The organism is Novosphingobium sp. ZN18A2 (assembly GCF_036784765.1).
Taxonomy (GTDB): Bacteria; Pseudomonadota; Alphaproteobacteria; order Sphingomonadales; family Sphingomonadaceae; genus Novosphingobium.
The window spans coordinates 1,727,046-1,743,723 of sequence record NZ_CP136651.1; the positions used below are offsets into that span (position 1 = coordinate 1,727,046).

Below are 16,678 nucleotides of genomic sequence, written 5' to 3' on the forward strand. Positions count from 1 at the left end.
TAAATAGCGGCCGGAATGGAATCAATGCGTCCGGCCAACACAAGCGGAGGCGAGGGTGTCGATACTCTACGACGAAGGACAACAGGCGATTGCGACCGAATCGCGCCGCGTGCTCGATGCGCGGACCGACAAGGCGCGTCTGCTTGGCCTGCTTGAGCAGGTCGGCGAATTTGACGAGACTTTCTGGAATACCGCTATCGAGCAGGGCTGGACTGCGCTCGCCCTGCCCGAAGCCTATGGCGGGCTTAACCTGTCGCTGGTCGAACTGGGGCTGGTTGCGCAAGCCACCGGCGCGGCAACGGCGGGGGCTCCTTTCCTGAACACGTCCTACGGTGCCGCGATGGCGATCCTCCACGGGTCAGACGATTCGGCAAAGAGCGATTGGTTGCCCCGCCTTGCCAGCGGCGACGCCACCGGATGCGTCGCATTTGCAGAGGGTAGTTCCCCACTACCGCCAAAGCCCGCCATTACATTCGACGGGATGATGCTGACCGGAAGGAAGCCGGCGGTGCCGGGCGGCCTGAAAGCGGACATGGCCGTTGTCTGGGCATCGCTGGGCGGGCGCCCGGCGTTAGTGGCGGTCGCGCTTGCGGAGGCGAAGCGGGAGCCTGTCAGCAGCTTCGACAACGCGCGTCTCTATGCCGATCTGGTGTTTGACAAAACGCCCGCGCAGCTTCTGGCACAAGGCGATGATGCACTGGTGCTGGCGCGCGATGTGCTGGCGCGCATGGCGGTCGTCACCGCGCACGAACAGGTCGGCGGCGCGGAAGCCCTGCTGTTCATCGCGCGCGATTACGCGAACGAGCGCAAGGCCTTCGGCCAGCCGATCGGCGCGTTCCAGTCAATCAAGCACCGCATCGCAGAGCTTTACGGGCTGGTGGAGATCGCGCGGGCCAATTGCATCCATGCAGCCGCACAGGAAGGGCAGCCGGGTTTCGCGGTCGCCGCCGCCGACGCGCGTCTTTCGGCAACCGAGGCATACGACACGGCCGCGCGCGACTGTATCCAGATTCACGGCGGCATCGGCGTGACATGGGAAACGGGCCTGCACCTCCACATGCGCCGCGCGCGCAGCCTTGCGATCGAGCAGGGCAACACGCTGTTCTGGGAAGACTGGCTGGTGGATGAACTCTTGAAGGGAGACGCGGCATGAGCGACCTCGACGCCTATCGCGACAAGGCCCGCAAATGGCTGGAATCGGTCGCGCCGGAATTCGGCCGCGACGCGCGGCGCGGGCTTTCGGTGGAAGAAGACCTGGCGCTTGGCCGCCGCTATCAGCGCGCCAAGTACGATGCGGGCTACACCGGCATCAACTGGCCGGTCGAAGTCGGCGGGCAGGGGCTCGGCCACCTGGAAAAGATCACGTTCGACGGCGAGGAAATGCAGTTCGGGATGCCGAACGTCTATTTCGGCATCTCGCTGGGCATGCCGGTGCCGATCCTCATCCGCTTCTGCGAAGACAAGCCGTGGATGAAGGAGCGCGTGATAGCGGCGTTGAAGGGGGAGGAGATCTGGTGCCAGCTCTTCTCGGAACCCTCGGGCGGGTCAGACCTTGCCGCGCTGCGCACCCGCGCCGAGACGGACGGCAATGGCTGGCGAATGAGCGGACAGAAGGTGTGGACCAGCTGGGCGCAGTATTGCGATTATGGCGTGATCGTGGTTCGCACCGATCCCACCGTGCCGAAGCACAAGGGGCTGACCTACTTCTGGGTGGATATGAAGGCGCCCGGCGTCGAAGTCCGCCCGATCAAGCTCGCCGGTGGTGACAGTCACGTCAACGAAGTGTTCTTCGACGACGTGCGGCTGGAAGATTCGCAGCGGATGAGCCCGGTTGGCGGCGGTTTCGGCGTTGCGCTGACAACGCTGATGATCGAACGCTATGTCGCGACCGACAGCGCCGGGTTCGGCCCGCACCTCGACCTGTTCGTGGAAACCGCGCAAGACATTGACCTGAACGGCAGGCCGGCGATCGAGGATGGCCGCATCCGGTCCGCCATCGCGCGCAACCATGCGATGCGGGCAGGGCTCGATTCCATCACCCGCCGCGCGATGCTGATGATGCAGGCGGGTATGCAGCCAGGGCCGGAAGGATCGCTGCAAAAGCTGGTCGCGGTGCGTAGCCGGCAGAAGCTGTCGGAACTCGGCCTGGACTTGCAGGGCAATGAAGCCTTCGCGTTCGATCCCCACGCGTTCGTCAAGGAAGACTGGGGCACAAGCTGGCTCAACGCGCCGACCGGACGGATCGCCGGCGGGTCGGACGAAGTCTTGCTCAACACCATTGCCGAAAAGATCCTTGGCCTGCCGCAGGATCACCGGCCCGACAAGGGTGTTCCATTCAACCAGATTCCCGCTTGAGGAGCACAAGAAAATGAAAATCGACAAGAATATTGCAGCGGTCGTTACCGGTGGTGCCTCGGGCCTTGGCCGGGCGACGGCGGAGGCGCTGGCGGCGGCCGGCGCGAAAGTCGCGATCTTCGACATCAACCAGGAACTGGGCGAGGAGGTCGCCAAGGCGATCGGCGGCGTGTTCTGCAATGTCGATATAACCAGCGAGGAATCGGTTGTCGCCGGGTTTGAAAAGGCGCGTGCGGCCCACGGGCAGGAACGCGTGACCGTGCACTGCGCGATGACCAGCCGCCGCGGCAAGACGCTCGCTTGGGACAAGGAAGCGGGCAAGCTGAAGCGCCTGTCCACCGAGGATTACGAATTCGGCGTGCAGGGCATCCTCGTCGCCAGCTATCGCATCGCCTCGATTTCGGCGCTGGGCATGTCCGATCTTGAACCCATGGAAGACGGCGAGCGCGGTTGCATCACGCTTACCGCATCGGTCGCCGCGCAGGACGGGCAGATCGGGCAGGTGACTTACGGATCGGCCAAGGCGGGCGTCAACGGGCTCGTCCTGCCGATGGCGCGCGATCTTTCGGATCTTGGAATCCGGGTGAACTCGATCATGCCCGGCATTTTCCACACGCCGCTTCTGGGGCGCCTGCCGGACAACGTTCTGGCAAGCCTCAATGCCTCGGTCCCGTTCCCCAAGCGGTTGGGCAAACCAGAGGAATTCGCGTCGCTGGCAATGGAACTGGCGCGTAACACCTATTTCAACGGCCAGTGCATCCGCCTTGATGGCGCGATCCGCATGGCGCCGCGCTGATCGCGCAAGTTCCCTGGAGGGGCGGACCGGCGACGCGCATCGCCGGTCCGTGTCAGGCCCGGACGGAGGCTATGGCTCGCCGGTCCAGCTCTTGAAGCCGAAATGGTGAAACACCTCCTGCGCCGGTTCGCTGCGCAGGAAATCGAGCCACATCTGCGCCGCTTCGGGATGCGGCGCGTTGGTCACAATCGCGCCGGCATAGATGCCGGTCGCGTTCTGGCTGGCGGGAATGTCGACGTCCTCGATAGGATTGCCGATCTCTTCCTGGAAGATCGCTTCCGATTTCCACGTGACGCCCGCCTGCGCGCGCCCGGTCATCATGAACAGAGGCGACTGTCGGTGGTGAATCTGCGTCAACCGGGTGGTGCCGTCGGCAACCTTGGTCTTGTAAACCTTCTGCACCAGCGCATCGCCGCCCGCATTCGACAGCGCCTTTTCGATCTGACGGGCAACGCCCTCGAACTCGGGATTGGGCATGACCAGCCTGATCTTCGCCGCACCAAGATCGTTCAGCGATCTTGCGTGCGCGGGATTTCCCTTGGGAACCATGATCGTCAGCGTATTGGTCGCATAACGGACCACCGGCCCCGTTGCGATGCCTTCATCGACGGCGGCCTGAACCCGTTTTGCGCCAGCAAGGTAGACGTCAGCGGGTGCCCACCAGGTCATGTTACCGACCGTAATCCGGCCACCGGCGCGGATCTGGTGCATCAGCAAACCGGGGGGCAACGTTTCCCAATAAAGTCGGCTTTTGTATTCCGGGTGCAGCTTTTCGAAACGTTCGACCAGTTGCGCCATCGCGAAATAGTAGTTGCCGCCCACATAGATCACCAGCTTCGCCGTTTGTGGCGAGCCGTGGAGGTCCGGCAGGTTGTCGACCTCGGGCACGGTGAAGGTGAAGCCGCGCGGCTGGGCATCGTTGTTGCGCCCGTTCTGCCACGGGGGATAGGCCGCTTCGTGCGCATCGCGCGGCAGCGTCCAGTCGTTTGACGTGTCTTGCGCCATTGCCGGAGACAACGCGCAAAGCGCCGCTCCGGTTGCCGCGAGCGAGAGGATTATCCTGCGAAAAGCCATCGGTTCGCTTCTTCCTGGCCGCCTGGCGGTCACTTGCTGTAGACGAAGCCTGCGTCGGCCAGTTCGACGATGGTGGCCACGATGCCGGGGGTTAGAACGACGCCGGGGATCAGGTGGTTGGTAAGATCGACCGCGATCGCTTCATGTTCGCCCTTGCCGGCAACGGACAGTTTGTGCGCGATCTCCCAGATCGCGTTGTGGCAGGCGAGGAACACCACGCCGCGCTGCTGCAACACGCTGATGGAGTTGCCGGCGGGGCTGAACGGCCCGGCGGGGTCCTGGTGCGACGTTGCATCGATCTGCATCGGCTTGCCCAGCACGGTGTTGGTGGGGAACTTGTCCCCGGCAAGGTCGGTCAGCTTGTACTTGTCCCACATCTGCTGGTCGAACAGAGCCAGGTGCGCGGAGCCGTGTGTGGCGGATACCGCAAAGAAATCGGGATGCTGAAACGAAAAACGCTGCGCGTTGAGCGAATTGCGCATGAGGTTGAGCCATGCTCCGTGGATGTCGGAATTATCCCACACCTGCTTCGCCTTGCCGGGATGCCCGATGACGAGGCTGAGCGCTTCGCTGTCCCATTGGCCGGGATTGTCCAGCACCATCGGGCATGTGGTATAATCGCGCTTGCGCGGCGCGGCGGCCAGACGCTTTGCGAAATCCGCGCCGGAAACGGGGGCGCTCATTGTGGCGGCGCTGGCCGCGGCGGGCGCGGCGGCGGCGATAGTTGCCAGGGCGGCAAGGGCCGAGCGGCGATCGGATTCAAGCATTGGGTTTTCTCCTCTGCGGCCCCCCGGCACGCGAGCTAATTGAAAAATTCGGGACGGCGTCAGGTGTTCCCTTCCGAAGGATCGGCAAGTTTCGCGCGTTCCCGGGTGCTGAGGTCATCGAGATAGTTCAGGATTTTCGGCACTTCGCTGTCGGGCACCGGCGCCATGAAGGTGTGCCGCATCTTGTCGACCGTCTTCGTCCATTCCCCGCGCGTGAGCGGAGGCTGTACGAGCACCATCGAGGGTGAGTGGCAGGCGCGGCAGTTGTTGTTCATAGCATCGACATCGGGACCGGCGGGAAACTCTTCTTCCGCGCCGTCGGGCATTTCGATGCTGGCCGACGTCAGTTTGAAGTCGGCGGGCAGTTTGCCTCCCGCCGTGTCGGTATCGCCGCCGGACCCGCCTTTCGAACAAGCGGCGAGCGAAAGGAGTGCAATCGCGGCGAGGAGAGGGGGTATGCGCATCACGCTTCTCCCGCCTTCAGCGTGATCGTTTCGACCCCGCATTGCATATAGCCGCCCGGGTTCCAGACCATGTCCATCGGCTGCGCCACGCCATCGCTGTTGGTGCAGCGGCAACTGACGGCCAAAGTCCCGCCTTGCGGTGCATCGACGGTCGCATCGAAGCGCCGGAAGCTGTATTTGCCCGCGTCCTTGCCAAGCGTCGCCAACTTCCACGACTTGCCGCCATCGGTCGAAACTTCCACCTTGGCCACGCCGGTGTTCCCGCCAAAGGCGATGCCGGACAGTGCCAGCGGCGCATCGGGCTTGATCGCCTGGCCGTCCTTCAGGTTGGTCACGAACGAGCGCGGGACCATCTTGTTGATGGGCTCTTTCTCAAAATCCTGTGTTCCGGGCGCGATGTTGGCGAAGGGCGTCTTTGGAATCTGGTATGCCTTGGCCATCCAGAACTGGTCATCGGTGTGGTCCAGCACTTCGATGTCATTCAGCGCCTTCATCCAATAGGTCGAATACCATCCCGGCACGACCAGCCGCAGCGGGAAGCCGTTTAGCAGGGGAAGCTGCTCTCCGTTCATGGCGAAGGCGATCATCACCTCGCCGTCGCGCGCGTGGTCGACCGTAAGCGATTTCAGGAACTTGGGGGCATCGGGAACCATCGCATCGTCCAGCCCGCCGAAGCGCACGTCCACCGCGCCCGATTTCACACCGGCCCGGTCCAGCACGTCCTTCAGGCGTACGCCGGTCCAGCGCGCGTTGCCCATCGCGCCATTGCCCCATTCGCCGCCGGTCACATTGGGCTGGAACAGACCGCGCGAATTGCCCGAACACTGATTGACCGCCATGTATTCGATGCGGTCGAACTTGTGCAGCAGATCGTCGAGCGTGATCTCGATTTCCTTGTCCACGTGCCCGCGCACCTTGAGGCGGAAGCTGTCCACGTCGACGGCAGTGGGTTCCGTGGCCCAGTGCCAGCGGACGAAGAACCTGTCGTTCGGCGTGATGATTCCGTCGTTGTAAACCTCGAACGGCGTTTCCAGCAGCGGGCCGCGGACGCGGTGCAGCACCATTTCTCCCTTCGTGGGAAAGGACGATGTCAGCGGCCGCGTGGAAGGCTTGCCGGGCAGGCGGAGGTCGATGGTCTTCATCGCCTGCGCCCACAGCGGTGCAGTTGCCAGGCCCGCGCCGCCAATCCCGGCAGCACCCATAAGGCGTCGGCGTGACAGGATGGTTGCCAGCCTGCTGTCGAATTTGTCCATCGGTCGGTCTCCCATCTTTCCTTTGGACTTTCGCCCTTGCCGGACGATCAGTGCATCAGCAGCACGCCGCCAAGCACGACGGCGAGCATCACCAGTGTTTCGATGACGATCAGCACGAACGGGCGCCAGCCCACTTCGAGCACGCTCTTGAGGTCGGTCTTCACGCCGATCGCGGTGATCGCGATGACAAGGAAATAGTGCGACGCGGTTGTGCCCCACAGCGTCAGTTCCTTGGGCACGACCGCCGCACTGTTGAGTGCCGCGAAGACGAAGAATGCCACCAGGAATCCCGGAATGTACGAAACTTTCTGCCCGGACGCGTGCTGTTGCTGACCGCGCCCCAGCCAGAAGAACACGCCCATCACGATCGGCAGCAGCATCGCCACGCGCACAAGCTTCACGAAGGTGGCAAGCGTTCCGACTTCGGGCGAGATCGCGTTGCCGGCCGCAACGACCTGCGCAACGTCGTGGATCGTGCCGCCAAGGATCACGCCCATGTCCTGCGGGGTGAGGTTCAGCGCGGTGACCAGCAGGGGATAGAAAATCATCGCGATCGTCGCCATTAGCGTGACGACCGCGATAACCACGGCCAGCGACCGTTCGCTTTCCTTGTCCTGCGGCAGGACGCTGGACACCGCGGCTGCGGCCGATGCGCCGCAAACCGATACCGAACCGCCCGAAAGCGCCCCGAATTCGCGGCTGAGGCCCAGCGCCCGCGCGCCGAGCGCACCCGTCACCATCGTCACCGCCATCGCGCCGATCACCAGCAACAGCGGCGAAAGGCCGATGGAGATGATATCGGCCAGCGCGATCTTCAGCCCCAGCAGGGCAACGCCGTAACGCAGGACATTGCGCGCCGACCAGTTGATGCCGGGCCGGATCTTTTCCAGATCGTAGGTGAAGTGGATGGCAAGCCCGATCAGCAAGGCGATCAGCATCGGCGGCGCGCCATAGTGCTGGCTGATCGCTTCTGAACAGATGCCGCCGACAGCGGCGATCAGCACGCCCGGATAATTCGTGGCAAGCCAGCCGCCCCATGCGGCCGGGTTGCGCTTGCCGGGCGATGCACTGCCCGGAGTGGCGGACGTCATCGGATATTTCCCCCCGTGGTATCCCCGTCAAAGTTCCGAAGGCGTCCCACCGCTCAGAACTTGTGCGACCAGCCGATGCCCAGTTCGTACTGGTGCATTTTCAGCTGGATCAGGTGGCCCGGATTTGGGCCGGCGGGGGTTACTTCAAATCCGTTCGTCGTCGAATCCGGCGAGAAGACGAAGGCGAGGTTGATCGCGCTGCGCTCACCCGTCGCGAAGCCGAGCCCTGCGGTATAGTGCTGGTCCGAAACGCCCGGGGCGAGGATGTTGATCGTCGCGTCGCTGGACGGAACCGGGTTGTCGTTGAACGCCATGCCGGCGCGCAGCGTCAGCCGTTGCGACGGGCGCACGACCAGACCGAACTTGTATTCGTTGGTGTCCTTCCAGCCGAAGCCGGGGCCGCCGACAGAACCGAACTGCGCGGGTGTAAGCGACGAGTTCGAAACCGCCGGGACATCCGAATAGTTGATGCGGCGGTAATCGGCCATGAACGTGACCATCGGCGTGGGCGAGATGGACAGGCCCACCGTGTAGTTCGACGGAATGTCGAAATCGCCGCCGTTTTCGAACAGGCCGGCATATTTCTTGAACCGGCTCATGTTCATCTTGGTCTGGTACGACGCGCCCAGCTTGATCGCTGGCGTGATCTTGACCAGTGCGCCCACGCGCACGCCGAAGCCCGAAGAGGTGCTGTTGCCGTTGTTGGTCAGCTTGGTGGGATCGACGGTCAGCGGATTGCCGCTCATGTCATATGAAAACGCGGCGAGGCCGGCGGCGTGGAATATCTGCATTCCGAAAACGGGCGCGACGCCGACGGTCAGGTGATCTCCGAACTTGCGCGCATAACCGACCGAAACGAAAGCCTGGATCAGGTTGACCCCGGTTCCGCCGCCGCAGAATACGCCGGTGGATGCGGGAAGGGGTGGAGAGACACAGGCCGGGTTGGGCGTTTCACCGTAATTGGTGTTGAGCCCGCCATTGCCGAACACGGCAACACCGATGGCCGAATTGTCGTCAAGCTTCCACGAAGCCGCCGCGCTGGGCAAGATGAAGTACTTGCTGCCGCTCTTCACAGTGCCGCTTGGCGTGAAGCCGGGATCGCCCGAACCGGTGAATTGGCGGCGCGGCATGAACAGCGACGCGCCGATTTCCACCTGGCTGTCGATTTCCGCGATGCCCGCCGGGTTCACGCCAAGCGTCAGCGGCGTTTCCGGATTGGCGACGCCTGCACCGGCCTGTCCCTTGTCGGTTATGCTGATGCCGTTGAGGAAATATCCGTCCGTCGCATGCGCCGCCGCCGGGGCGAGCACGGTCGCCGCGGCCGTGGCGAACAACCATGCGCCCTTCTTGAATCGAACCATAATAACGCCCTTTCACATATTTGCTTTTTCGGGGTTTCCTTGCGCGGCGCTTCTCCAGCGCGCCATGCATGGTCCTTGTCGCGCCCTCTCCCAAAGGCGTGAAGGCTGGTCGGGCCGCCTGGTGTCAGGCGACCCGTTCTATGATGAACCGATAGACGTTTCCGTCCTGTCCCTGTTCGACCATCTTGTTGCCCGTGGTGCGGCAGAAGGCTTCGAAATCCTTCACGGAACCCGGATCGGTCGCAAGGATTTCAAGCTGCTTGCCGTTGTCCATCGCGGCCAGCGCCTTCTTGGCCTTGAGGATGGGAAGCGGGCAGTTCAGCCCCTTTGCGTCCAGGGTGTCATCGGCCATTTGGCATTTCCTTTCAGGGCAGTTTCAACCGCGCCGGGCGGTCAGATATAAAGGTTGATGTCCGAGGTCAGCGCTCGTTCCATATAGGTCGCTGCCCCCGCGTACTCGATGTCGTCGATCATGTCGGAGTTCTTGTATTCGAACAGGTCCATGGTCATCTGGCAGGCGATCAGGTTCACGTCGGAAAGCTGCGCCGCTTCGCGCAGATCCTCGATAGAGGCGACACCTTTCTTCTTGATCATGTCCTTCATCATGCCGGTTGCAAGACCGGTCATCCCCGGCAGCATGCCGATGATGTTGGGCATCTTCATGTGGCCGCCCATCATGGGCATTTCCATCGCCGTGTTGCCCAGAGGATTGACGGTGAGGTCGAGATCCTTCTTGAGCAGGCCCAGCCCGTAGAACGTGAAGAACATGGTCACGTTCACGTCCATCGCCGCGGCGGTGGTGGCAAGAATGAACGGTGGATACGCCCAGTCGAGCGTGCCCTTCGTGACGATAATCGTCATGGACTTTCCGTTAGGAAGTTCGGCATCTGCCATCGGTAATCTCCCAGCTTCAGGCGCCGGTTTTGGCCCTGGCGCACCCTTCCTCACAGGGTTTCCACCCTTTGCTATATACAAACCGCTTCCGCGTTCATGCGCAAGTGCTTATTTAGAGGGTATGCAATAACGTATTCGGGAGGACGCTACATTGACCGTGCGCAAAGCGGTTTTCATTGATCATCCGGTCTTTTCCTCCGCCGCGTGGGGCACGATGCACCCGCTCGCCTTTGCCCGGCAGGCCAACGTGCGCAGGCTTGCGAGCGCGATGGGGTGGCTCGAATCCGAATCGGTTGTGAATGCCGACCTGCCGAGCCGCGACACCTTGCTGCGCTTTCATGACGCCGATTATGTAAACGCACTGGACATGGCGGTGAGCACCGGGAAGGTCAGCGCCGAAGCGCGCGCACGCTATGATTTCGGAACGATGGAAAACCCGATCTTTCCGGCGCTGTTCACGCGGGCGTCGGCAACGGTGGGCGGTTCCATCGCCGCGGCGCGGGCGGCGCTGGGTGGCGCGGTGGCCTTTCATCCGGCAGGCGGCACGCACCACGGCAAGCGCGACCGGGCGAGCGGGTTCTGCTATTTCAATGATCCGGCTTTCGCGATCGCGACCCTGCTCGACGCCGACGTGGGAACGGTGCTCTATCTCGATATCGACGCGCACCACGGCGACGGGGTGGAGGGGCTTTTTGCCGGCCACCCGGATGTTCGCACCGTTTCGATCCATGAGGAAGGACGTTGGCCGCACAGCGGATTGCCCGATTCCGATTCGGCCATAAACGCGCTTAACATCGCCGTGCCGCGCGGGTTGAACGACAGCGAAATGGACTGGCTCATCGAAGGCCCCATTGCCGATCATGCGCGGCGGATCGCCCCTGCGGCCATCGTGATCACCGCCGGTGCGGACTGTCTGGAAGGCGATCCGCTTTCGGCCATGGCCGTCACCAACGGCGCGTTCTGGCGTGCGGTCATGACGGCGTGCGAATGGGCGCCGCACGCCGTTGTGCTGGGAGGAGGGGGCTATAACCCCTGGACGGTCACGCGCGGGTGGGCGGGACTTTGGGCGTGCCTTTCCCGCCAGGATCCGTCGGCACCGCTGACGGCAGAGGCGTCGGCGCTCCTCGGCAGCTTCGAAAGCGACCTGGTCGATTCGGATGAAATCGACCCCCAGTGGCTTGCCTCTGTTGCTGACAGGCCCGCGCCGGGCTGCGTTCGCGACGAATTGAAACGGCGCGCAGCCGCCGCTTGCGCCGATTTTGCGGCCGGGTGAGCGATTTTCCGGAAAAGCGCTTGGCGATCCGGCAAAGTAGTGCAAAGCTATATTAGAGAAAAAGCATATTGAGGTGCGGGATGAACTGGCTGAGCCGGCTTGAAGCGATAGAGGCGCTTGAAGACGCCACCTTCGACGAAGGCCTTGTCGCTGAGATGGAGCGCAATGCGGAGCGCGCCCGATCGCGATCGCTGCGCTTTTCCAGCCCCACATTTAAGGAATACAAGACCGAAGAGCTTTCCGGCTGCGGCAAGAACAGCTTCCCCGCCTTTTCGATCACGGCAGGCGAATGCGCGCTGAATTGCGACCACTGCCAGAAAAAGATCCTCGAACCGATGATCCCGGCCACAAAGCCGGACATGCTTGATCGCAAGGTGCGTGACCTCATCATGTTGCAGGGTCTTCGCGGGTTCCTGCTGTCGGGCGGGTCGAACCGCAGGAACGAGATCAACTATGATCGATTCTACCCCGTGATCGAGGGGTTGAAGCGGGACTTTCCGTTCCTCCAGATCGCGATCCATACCGCGCTCGTCGATGAACCGGCGGCAAAGCGGATGGAAAGCGCGGGCGTCGATTCCGCTATGATGGACGTGATCGGCGCGCAGGAGACGATCCGAGACGTCTATCACCTCGACAGGCCGGTAGAGGATTTCGAAGCCGCACTGGCCGCGCTGTGCGGCACCAGCATGTCCGTTGTGCCGCACATCGTGCTTGGCCTGCACTATGGCCGGATGCTGGGAGAACCGGCGGCGTTCGACATGGTTTCGCGTTACGGCATCGACAGCCTGGTGCTCGTCGTCATCATGGATATCTACGCCAAAGCGGGCACTTTCGCGACGCCCGACCGGCATGAGATCGGGCGCATGTTCATGGAATCGCGCGAACGGCTGCCAGACAAGAAAGTGCTGCTTGGCTGCGCACGTCCGGCCGGGATGCACAAACGCGTGACCGATGCCTATGCGGTGATGGCCGGGCTCGACGGGATCGCATTCCCGGCCGAGGGCGCGGTCGCTGTTGCCAACATGACGGGGCGCACGTTCGAACAGGAACATTCCTGCTGCTCGATCAAGACCGGGCTGGGCGAAGGTGCGGACAGCACGGGCAAGGCGCTCTGCGCTGCGTGATGGTGCAGGCATGATCGAAACCTGCGATGTTGCGGTGATCGGCCTCGGTCCGGCGGGAAGTTCCGCCGCGATCGCGGCCGCGCGTAGCGGCGCGCGGGTCATGGCGTTCGATCGCAAGCGCGAGGCGGGCGTGCCCGTGCAATGCGCGGAATTCGTGCCGATGATGCTGGGCATCGAAAGCGGCCCGGTGACTTTCACCCAGGTCCAGCCGATCGATGCGATGGAAAGCTTTGTCGAGAACACGCACGATCGCCACAACGACGATTTTCGGGGCCGCATGATCGACCGCGCGGCTTTCGACCGGGAACTGGTGCGCCAGGCCGAAGCGGCGGGCGCAAGGGTTTCGTTTGCGGAGCAGGTCGAAAGCATCGACCGATCGGGCGTCGTGACGCTTTCCGGCGGGCGGCGGATATTCGCGCGGGTTCTGGTGGGCGCGGACGGCCCGCGGTCGCGCGTGGGTGCGGCCATCGGCTGCCGGAATACAGAGGTTGTCGAAACGCGGCAGGTTTCCGTCCCGCTTCGGCAATCGCAGGCATCTACCGACATCTATCTGAGCGCAGACATCCCCGGCGGTTATGCCTGGGTATTCCCCAAGGGCGATATCGCCAATGTCGGGCTGGGCGTGGATCGCGCGTTCAAGGACCGGCTGAAACCCGCGCTGGAATTGCTGCTCGACCAGCTTGAGACCGAAGGCGTGATCGTCCGCGATGTGCTGTCCCATACCGGCGGGGCGATACCCGTTGGCGGCCCTGTCGGCTTCGCGGGCAGGCTGGGTGACGTGCAGGTCTTGCTGGCCGGAGACGCCGCGGGGCTGACCAACCCGATTACCGGCGCCGGGATTCCGGCGGCTTGCCAGTCGGGCAAGATGGCGGGCGAAGCCGCAGCGCGTTTGGTGCGTGGCGCCGACGATGCCGTGACGGACTATTACGACGATATCGAAGACCTGTTCGGCGCATCCTTGCGCCGCGCGGTCGACCGGCGCGACGAGCTGATGGCCCGTTTCGCGCAGGGCAAGCCGAACCGCAACCAGCTGCGCCGCAGCTGGATCGCATATCCGGCCTATTGGGCCGCAGACTACAAGGACACTGGGGAGACAGACGATGAGCTGCTTGAAGCCTGAAGGCGCAATGCCCGGCGCGAGCGGGGCCGAAGGCCGCGATTACAACGCCTTTGGCGCAATGCAGCCGCGCTCGCCCAGCGAAGCGCCGCAGGACTTGCGCAACGGCGGCCGGGTGAAGGCGACAGACATACGCCCTACCGGCACCTACCTGCCTAACAACAACATCCTGACGCCGCACATGCGCAGTCCGGAATACGTGCAGATGAGCACGGCGGCGGCCATCACATTGGGCATCATGCCAGGCAAGATGCATCGCTGTTCGTGCACCCGTTGCCTGAACCTTTTGCTGACCTATCCCGAAGGGTGCCGCGCCAACTGCGCCTATTGCGGCCTTGCCCGCCACCGCGAGGCGGATCGCAACTATGCCGACCGCAATTTCATCCGCGTCGACTGGCCTGCGGTGCCGATGGAGCAGATTGCCGAGACGGTCGGGCGCGATCCTGAAAATTCGCCGTTCCACCGGATGTGCATATCGATGATAACGCATCCCAATTCGGACGACGATACCAAGACGGTGCTCAAGACCTGGACCGACCATGTCGATCCCGACGCGATCCCGATTTCCATCCTGTCGAACCCCACCACGATGACGCGGCAGGACGTGCAGCAATTGCGCGACATGGGATCGGACATCTTCACCGTCGCGCTGGATGCCGCGACGCCTGCGCTGTTCGATCGCACGCGCGGCAAGGGCGTGAACTCGCCGCATAAGTGGTCGAAATACTGGGAAATCCTTGAAGACGCGCGCGACATCTTCGGGCCGCAGAAGTTCGGCGCGCACATCATCGTGGGCATGGGCGAGACAGAGGCCGAAATCCTGCATCTGGTGCAGCAGCTGGTCGACATGGGCGGGCACAGCCACATGTTCTGTTTCTTCCCCGAGCAGGGCAGCCTGATGGACCACCTGCCGGCCACCCCGCGCGACCAGTGGCGGCGCGTGCAGCTTGCCCGCTACATGATCGATTATTGCGGCGTGCGCGTGGACCAGATGAAGTTCGACGAGGAAGGCCGCGTCGCCGACTTCGGCCTGCCTTCGGGCGAAGTGGATTCGATTATCGACGCCGGCATAGCTTTCCGCACCAGCGGCTGCCCCGGCAAGTTCGCCGAGGATATCTCGGCTTGCGACCGTCCCTATGGTGACAGCCCGCCGTCGAACATCGCCAGCTATCCGTTCCAGCCGCAGGCGCCGGACCTTCGCCTGATCCGCAAGCAGTTGAACTGCGAGCGGCCCGGCGATCCCTATGTCGAGGACGAGGAACTGGAAATCACCGCGCAGCCCGCCGAATGACCCGCCCGTTCCGCCTGATCGACACCGGCCTGCGCGAAGGCCGGGCGAACATCGCCATGGACCAGGCGATCATTTCGCTGCGCCAGCAGGGAGCGATCGGGGATACCGTGCGCTTCATCCATTTCCAGCCTAGCGCGCTGGTGGGGCGGCATCAGGACCTGAGCCTGGAACTGAACCTCGATTATTGTGCGCAGCACGGCATCGGCACGGTGCGGCGAATGACCGGGGGCGGTGCGCTCTACCTCGATCCGCAGCAGCTAGGCTGGGCGATCACCTGCGACCGGTCGGTCTTTTCCGGTTGCGATCTTGGCGAGATCACCAGACGCATCTGCGAGGCTGCCGCCGCGGGCCTTTCGAAGCTGGGCATCGACGCCCGCTATCGCCCGCGTAACGACATAGAGGTGGACGGACGCAAGATCAGCGGCACGGGCGGCTTCTTCGACGGGAACGTGCTGATGTTCCAGGGCACGGTGCTGGTCGACCTCGATCCGGCGACGATCGGGCAGGTGCTCAACATTCCCAAGGCCAAGCTCGCCAAGCGCGACCTTGACGATGCGGCAAGCCGCGTCACCACGCTTGCCGCGTTGCTGGGCGAAGCGCCGTCGCTTCAGGCGGTGCAGGACGCCATCGCGGCGGGGCTGGCCGAAAACCTTGGGCTGGACCTGACCGCCGAATCCGTTTCCGAAGCCGAAGAAGCAGAAGCGCGGGCCGCTTTCGACGAGGAAATCGGCACTGACGATTTCGTTGCCGAGATTGACGGCGCGAGCCGCGAAGCCGGGATGCGCGTGGGCCATCACATCGGCGCGGGCGGCATCGTCAGCGCGCACTTGCGGCTTGAAGGCGCGGGGAATGACCGCGTGCGTGAAATCCTGTTCACCGGGGACTATTTCGTGGCCCCGACGCGCATCGTGTTCGATCTTGAATCGAGCCTTCGCCGCGTGACGCTGGACGGCCTTGCCGACGCGATCCGGGCCTATTTCGCCACGCTTCCGCCCGGCGGCCTGCTTTCCATCGGCGCAGACGATTTCATTGCGGCCGCCGAAGCCGCGCGCGCCGCACAGCCGGTTCCCGCCGACGCATGAAGGCGCTTACCGTAATCCAGCACGACAGCGCGGAATACCTGGGCCTGATGGAAGACCATCTGGAGGGCCGCCGCATCCGTTTCCGCTATGTCCGTCCGTTCACCGGCGCGGTGCCGATCCCCGACCTTGACCTTGTGGGAGACGGGCTGGTGCTGCTGGGCGCGGGGCCATGGGGAACGGCCGGAGAGCGCGACCTGCCAACGCTGGCCGAAGAGCTGGCGCTGGCCCGTTCCTGCATGATGGCCAACAAGCTGGTTATCGGCATCGGGCTGGGCGCGCAGATCGTGGCGCTGGCGGCGGGAGGCAAGGTCGAGCGCGCGCCGCTCGAATGCCGGGTGGGCACCGCGCGCCGCGACGATCCGGAAGGGCTGGCCGGTTACGTGCCGGAGACGTTTCCCTATTGCACATACGGCCGCGACCGGGCGGTCCCGCCGGCGCACGCCCGAATCCTTGCGCGTGACGAGGATGGCCGTCCGCTTGCCTTCCAGATGGGGGAAACCGCGTTCGGTTTCACTTTTCACCCCGGTCTGAAGGTTGCCATGATCGAGGATCTGGTGATGGAATTCGAGGAAAGTCCCGAGGGAATCGCCGCGCAACTTCCGCAGATTCGCGCCATCCAGCGCGGGATAGAGGACGCGCTTGTGCCCATTATGACGGGTCTGGTGGCGGTCACCGGCCTGATGGTTTGAAGCATTTCAAAGAAATGGCCCTTGGGGCTTGCATTAGAAAAATCTGA

At 63.5% G+C, this 16,678-nt stretch carries 17 protein-coding genes; 9 read left to right on the plus strand and 8 right to left on the minus strand.

The genetic code is table 11. The features are described 5' to 3' along the window. Positions 1 to 55: 55 nt before the first annotated feature. From RXV95_RS08370 to RXV95_RS08380, 3 genes are read left to right on the plus strand one after another with little or no spacing between them, the layout of a single operon-like run. The gene (locus tag RXV95_RS08370) at positions 56 to 1,153 is read left to right on the plus strand and encodes an acyl-CoA dehydrogenase family protein (protein ID WP_338465597.1); all 1,098 of its coding nucleotides are present in this window, start codon (positions 56 to 58) and stop codon (positions 1,151 to 1,153) included. Next, complete coding sequence (locus RXV95_RS08375) at positions 1,150 to 2,355, plus strand: acyl-CoA dehydrogenase family protein (protein ID WP_338465598.1); 1,206 nt, start codon at positions 1,150 to 1,152, stop codon at positions 2,353 to 2,355. Before RXV95_RS08370 ends, RXV95_RS08375 begins: the two co-directional genes overlap by 4 nt. 13 nt (positions 2,356 to 2,368) lie before the next feature. Beyond that, the gene (locus RXV95_RS08380; RefSeq protein WP_338465599.1) at positions 2,369 to 3,151 is read left to right on the plus strand and encodes an SDR family oxidoreductase; all 783 of its coding nucleotides are present in this window, start codon (positions 2,369 to 2,371) and stop codon (positions 3,149 to 3,151) included. Between the two features lie 69 nt (positions 3,152 to 3,220). Here RXV95_RS08380 and RXV95_RS08385 read toward each other — a convergent pair whose 3' ends face one another. The 8 genes from RXV95_RS08385 to RXV95_RS08420 form a co-directional block, all read right to left on the minus strand. After that, complete coding sequence (locus tag RXV95_RS08385) at positions 3,221 to 4,225, minus strand: substrate-binding domain-containing protein (RefSeq protein ID WP_338465600.1); 1,005 nt, start codon at positions 4,223 to 4,225, stop codon at positions 3,221 to 3,223. A 29-nt stretch (positions 4,226 to 4,254) separates the two neighbouring features. Beyond that, positions 4,255 to 4,992: a hypothetical protein gene (locus RXV95_RS08390; RefSeq protein WP_338465601.1), complete on the minus strand. Its 738-nt coding sequence runs from the start codon at positions 4,990 to 4,992 to the stop codon at positions 4,255 to 4,257. Positions 4,993 to 5,051: 59 nt separating this feature from the next. Next, positions 5,052 to 5,456 carry a hypothetical protein gene (locus RXV95_RS08395; RefSeq protein WP_338465602.1) on the minus strand — a complete coding sequence of 135 codons (405 nt, stop codon included), beginning with the start codon at positions 5,454 to 5,456 and terminating at the stop codon, positions 5,052 to 5,054. Then, complete coding sequence (locus RXV95_RS08400) at positions 5,456 to 6,709, minus strand: molybdopterin-dependent oxidoreductase (protein ID WP_338465603.1); 1,254 nt, start codon at positions 6,707 to 6,709, stop codon at positions 5,456 to 5,458. The genes RXV95_RS08395 and RXV95_RS08400 overlap by 1 nt, the downstream gene beginning before the upstream one ends. A gap of 47 nt (positions 6,710 to 6,756) precedes the next feature. Beyond that, positions 6,757 to 7,800 (minus strand): putative sulfate exporter family transporter, encoded by a 1,044-nt coding sequence (locus tag RXV95_RS08405; RefSeq protein ID WP_338465604.1) that lies wholly within the window; start codon positions 7,798 to 7,800, stop codon positions 6,757 to 6,759. A gap of 53 nt (positions 7,801 to 7,853) precedes the next feature. After that, positions 7,854 to 9,161: an outer membrane protein transport protein gene (locus RXV95_RS08410; protein ID WP_338465605.1), complete on the minus strand. Its 1,308-nt coding sequence runs from the start codon at positions 9,159 to 9,161 to the stop codon at positions 7,854 to 7,856. Positions 9,162 to 9,285: 124 nt separating this feature from the next. Beyond that, positions 9,286 to 9,513 (minus strand): sulfurtransferase TusA family protein, encoded by a 228-nt coding sequence (locus tag RXV95_RS08415; protein ID WP_338465606.1) that lies wholly within the window; start codon positions 9,511 to 9,513, stop codon positions 9,286 to 9,288. A 41-nt stretch (positions 9,514 to 9,554) separates the two neighbouring features. Continuing rightward, entirely contained in the window at positions 9,555 to 10,022 is a 468-nt protein-coding gene (locus tag RXV95_RS08420) for a DsrE/DsrF/DrsH-like family protein (protein ID WP_338465607.1), read from the minus strand. Between the two features lie 190 nt (positions 10,023 to 10,212). Between RXV95_RS08420 and RXV95_RS08425 the strand changes: the two genes are divergently transcribed. The 6 genes from RXV95_RS08425 to RXV95_RS08450 all read left to right on the plus strand — a co-directional run bounded on the left by RXV95_RS08425 (position 10,213) and on the right by RXV95_RS08450 (position 16,631). Beyond that, positions 10,213 to 11,328, plus strand: coding sequence for a hypothetical protein (locus RXV95_RS08425; RefSeq protein ID WP_338468534.1), 1,116 nt, complete (start codon positions 10,213 to 10,215; stop codon positions 11,326 to 11,328). A gap of 80 nt (positions 11,329 to 11,408) precedes the next feature. Then, positions 11,409 to 12,452, plus strand: a complete 1,044-nt coding sequence (locus tag RXV95_RS08430) for a hypothetical protein (protein WP_338465608.1) — start codon at positions 11,409 to 11,411, stop codon at positions 12,450 to 12,452. A gap of 10 nt (positions 12,453 to 12,462) precedes the next feature. Next, positions 12,463 to 13,572 (plus strand): NAD(P)/FAD-dependent oxidoreductase, encoded by a 1,110-nt coding sequence (locus RXV95_RS08435; RefSeq protein ID WP_338465609.1) that lies wholly within the window; start codon positions 12,463 to 12,465, stop codon positions 13,570 to 13,572. Then, positions 13,553 to 14,860, plus strand: a complete 1,308-nt coding sequence (locus tag RXV95_RS08440; RefSeq protein WP_338465610.1) for a radical SAM protein — start codon at positions 13,553 to 13,555, stop codon at positions 14,858 to 14,860. The genes RXV95_RS08435 and RXV95_RS08440 overlap by 20 nt, the downstream gene beginning before the upstream one ends. Next, entirely contained in the window at positions 14,857 to 15,942 is a 1,086-nt protein-coding gene (locus tag RXV95_RS08445; protein WP_338465611.1) for a lipoate--protein ligase family protein, read from the plus strand. Before RXV95_RS08440 ends, RXV95_RS08445 begins: the two co-directional genes overlap by 4 nt. Then, positions 15,939 to 16,631, plus strand: coding sequence for a hypothetical protein (locus RXV95_RS08450; protein ID WP_338465612.1), 693 nt, complete (start codon positions 15,939 to 15,941; stop codon positions 16,629 to 16,631). Before RXV95_RS08445 ends, RXV95_RS08450 begins: the two co-directional genes overlap by 4 nt. Positions 16,632 to 16,678: the final 47 nt, after the last annotated feature.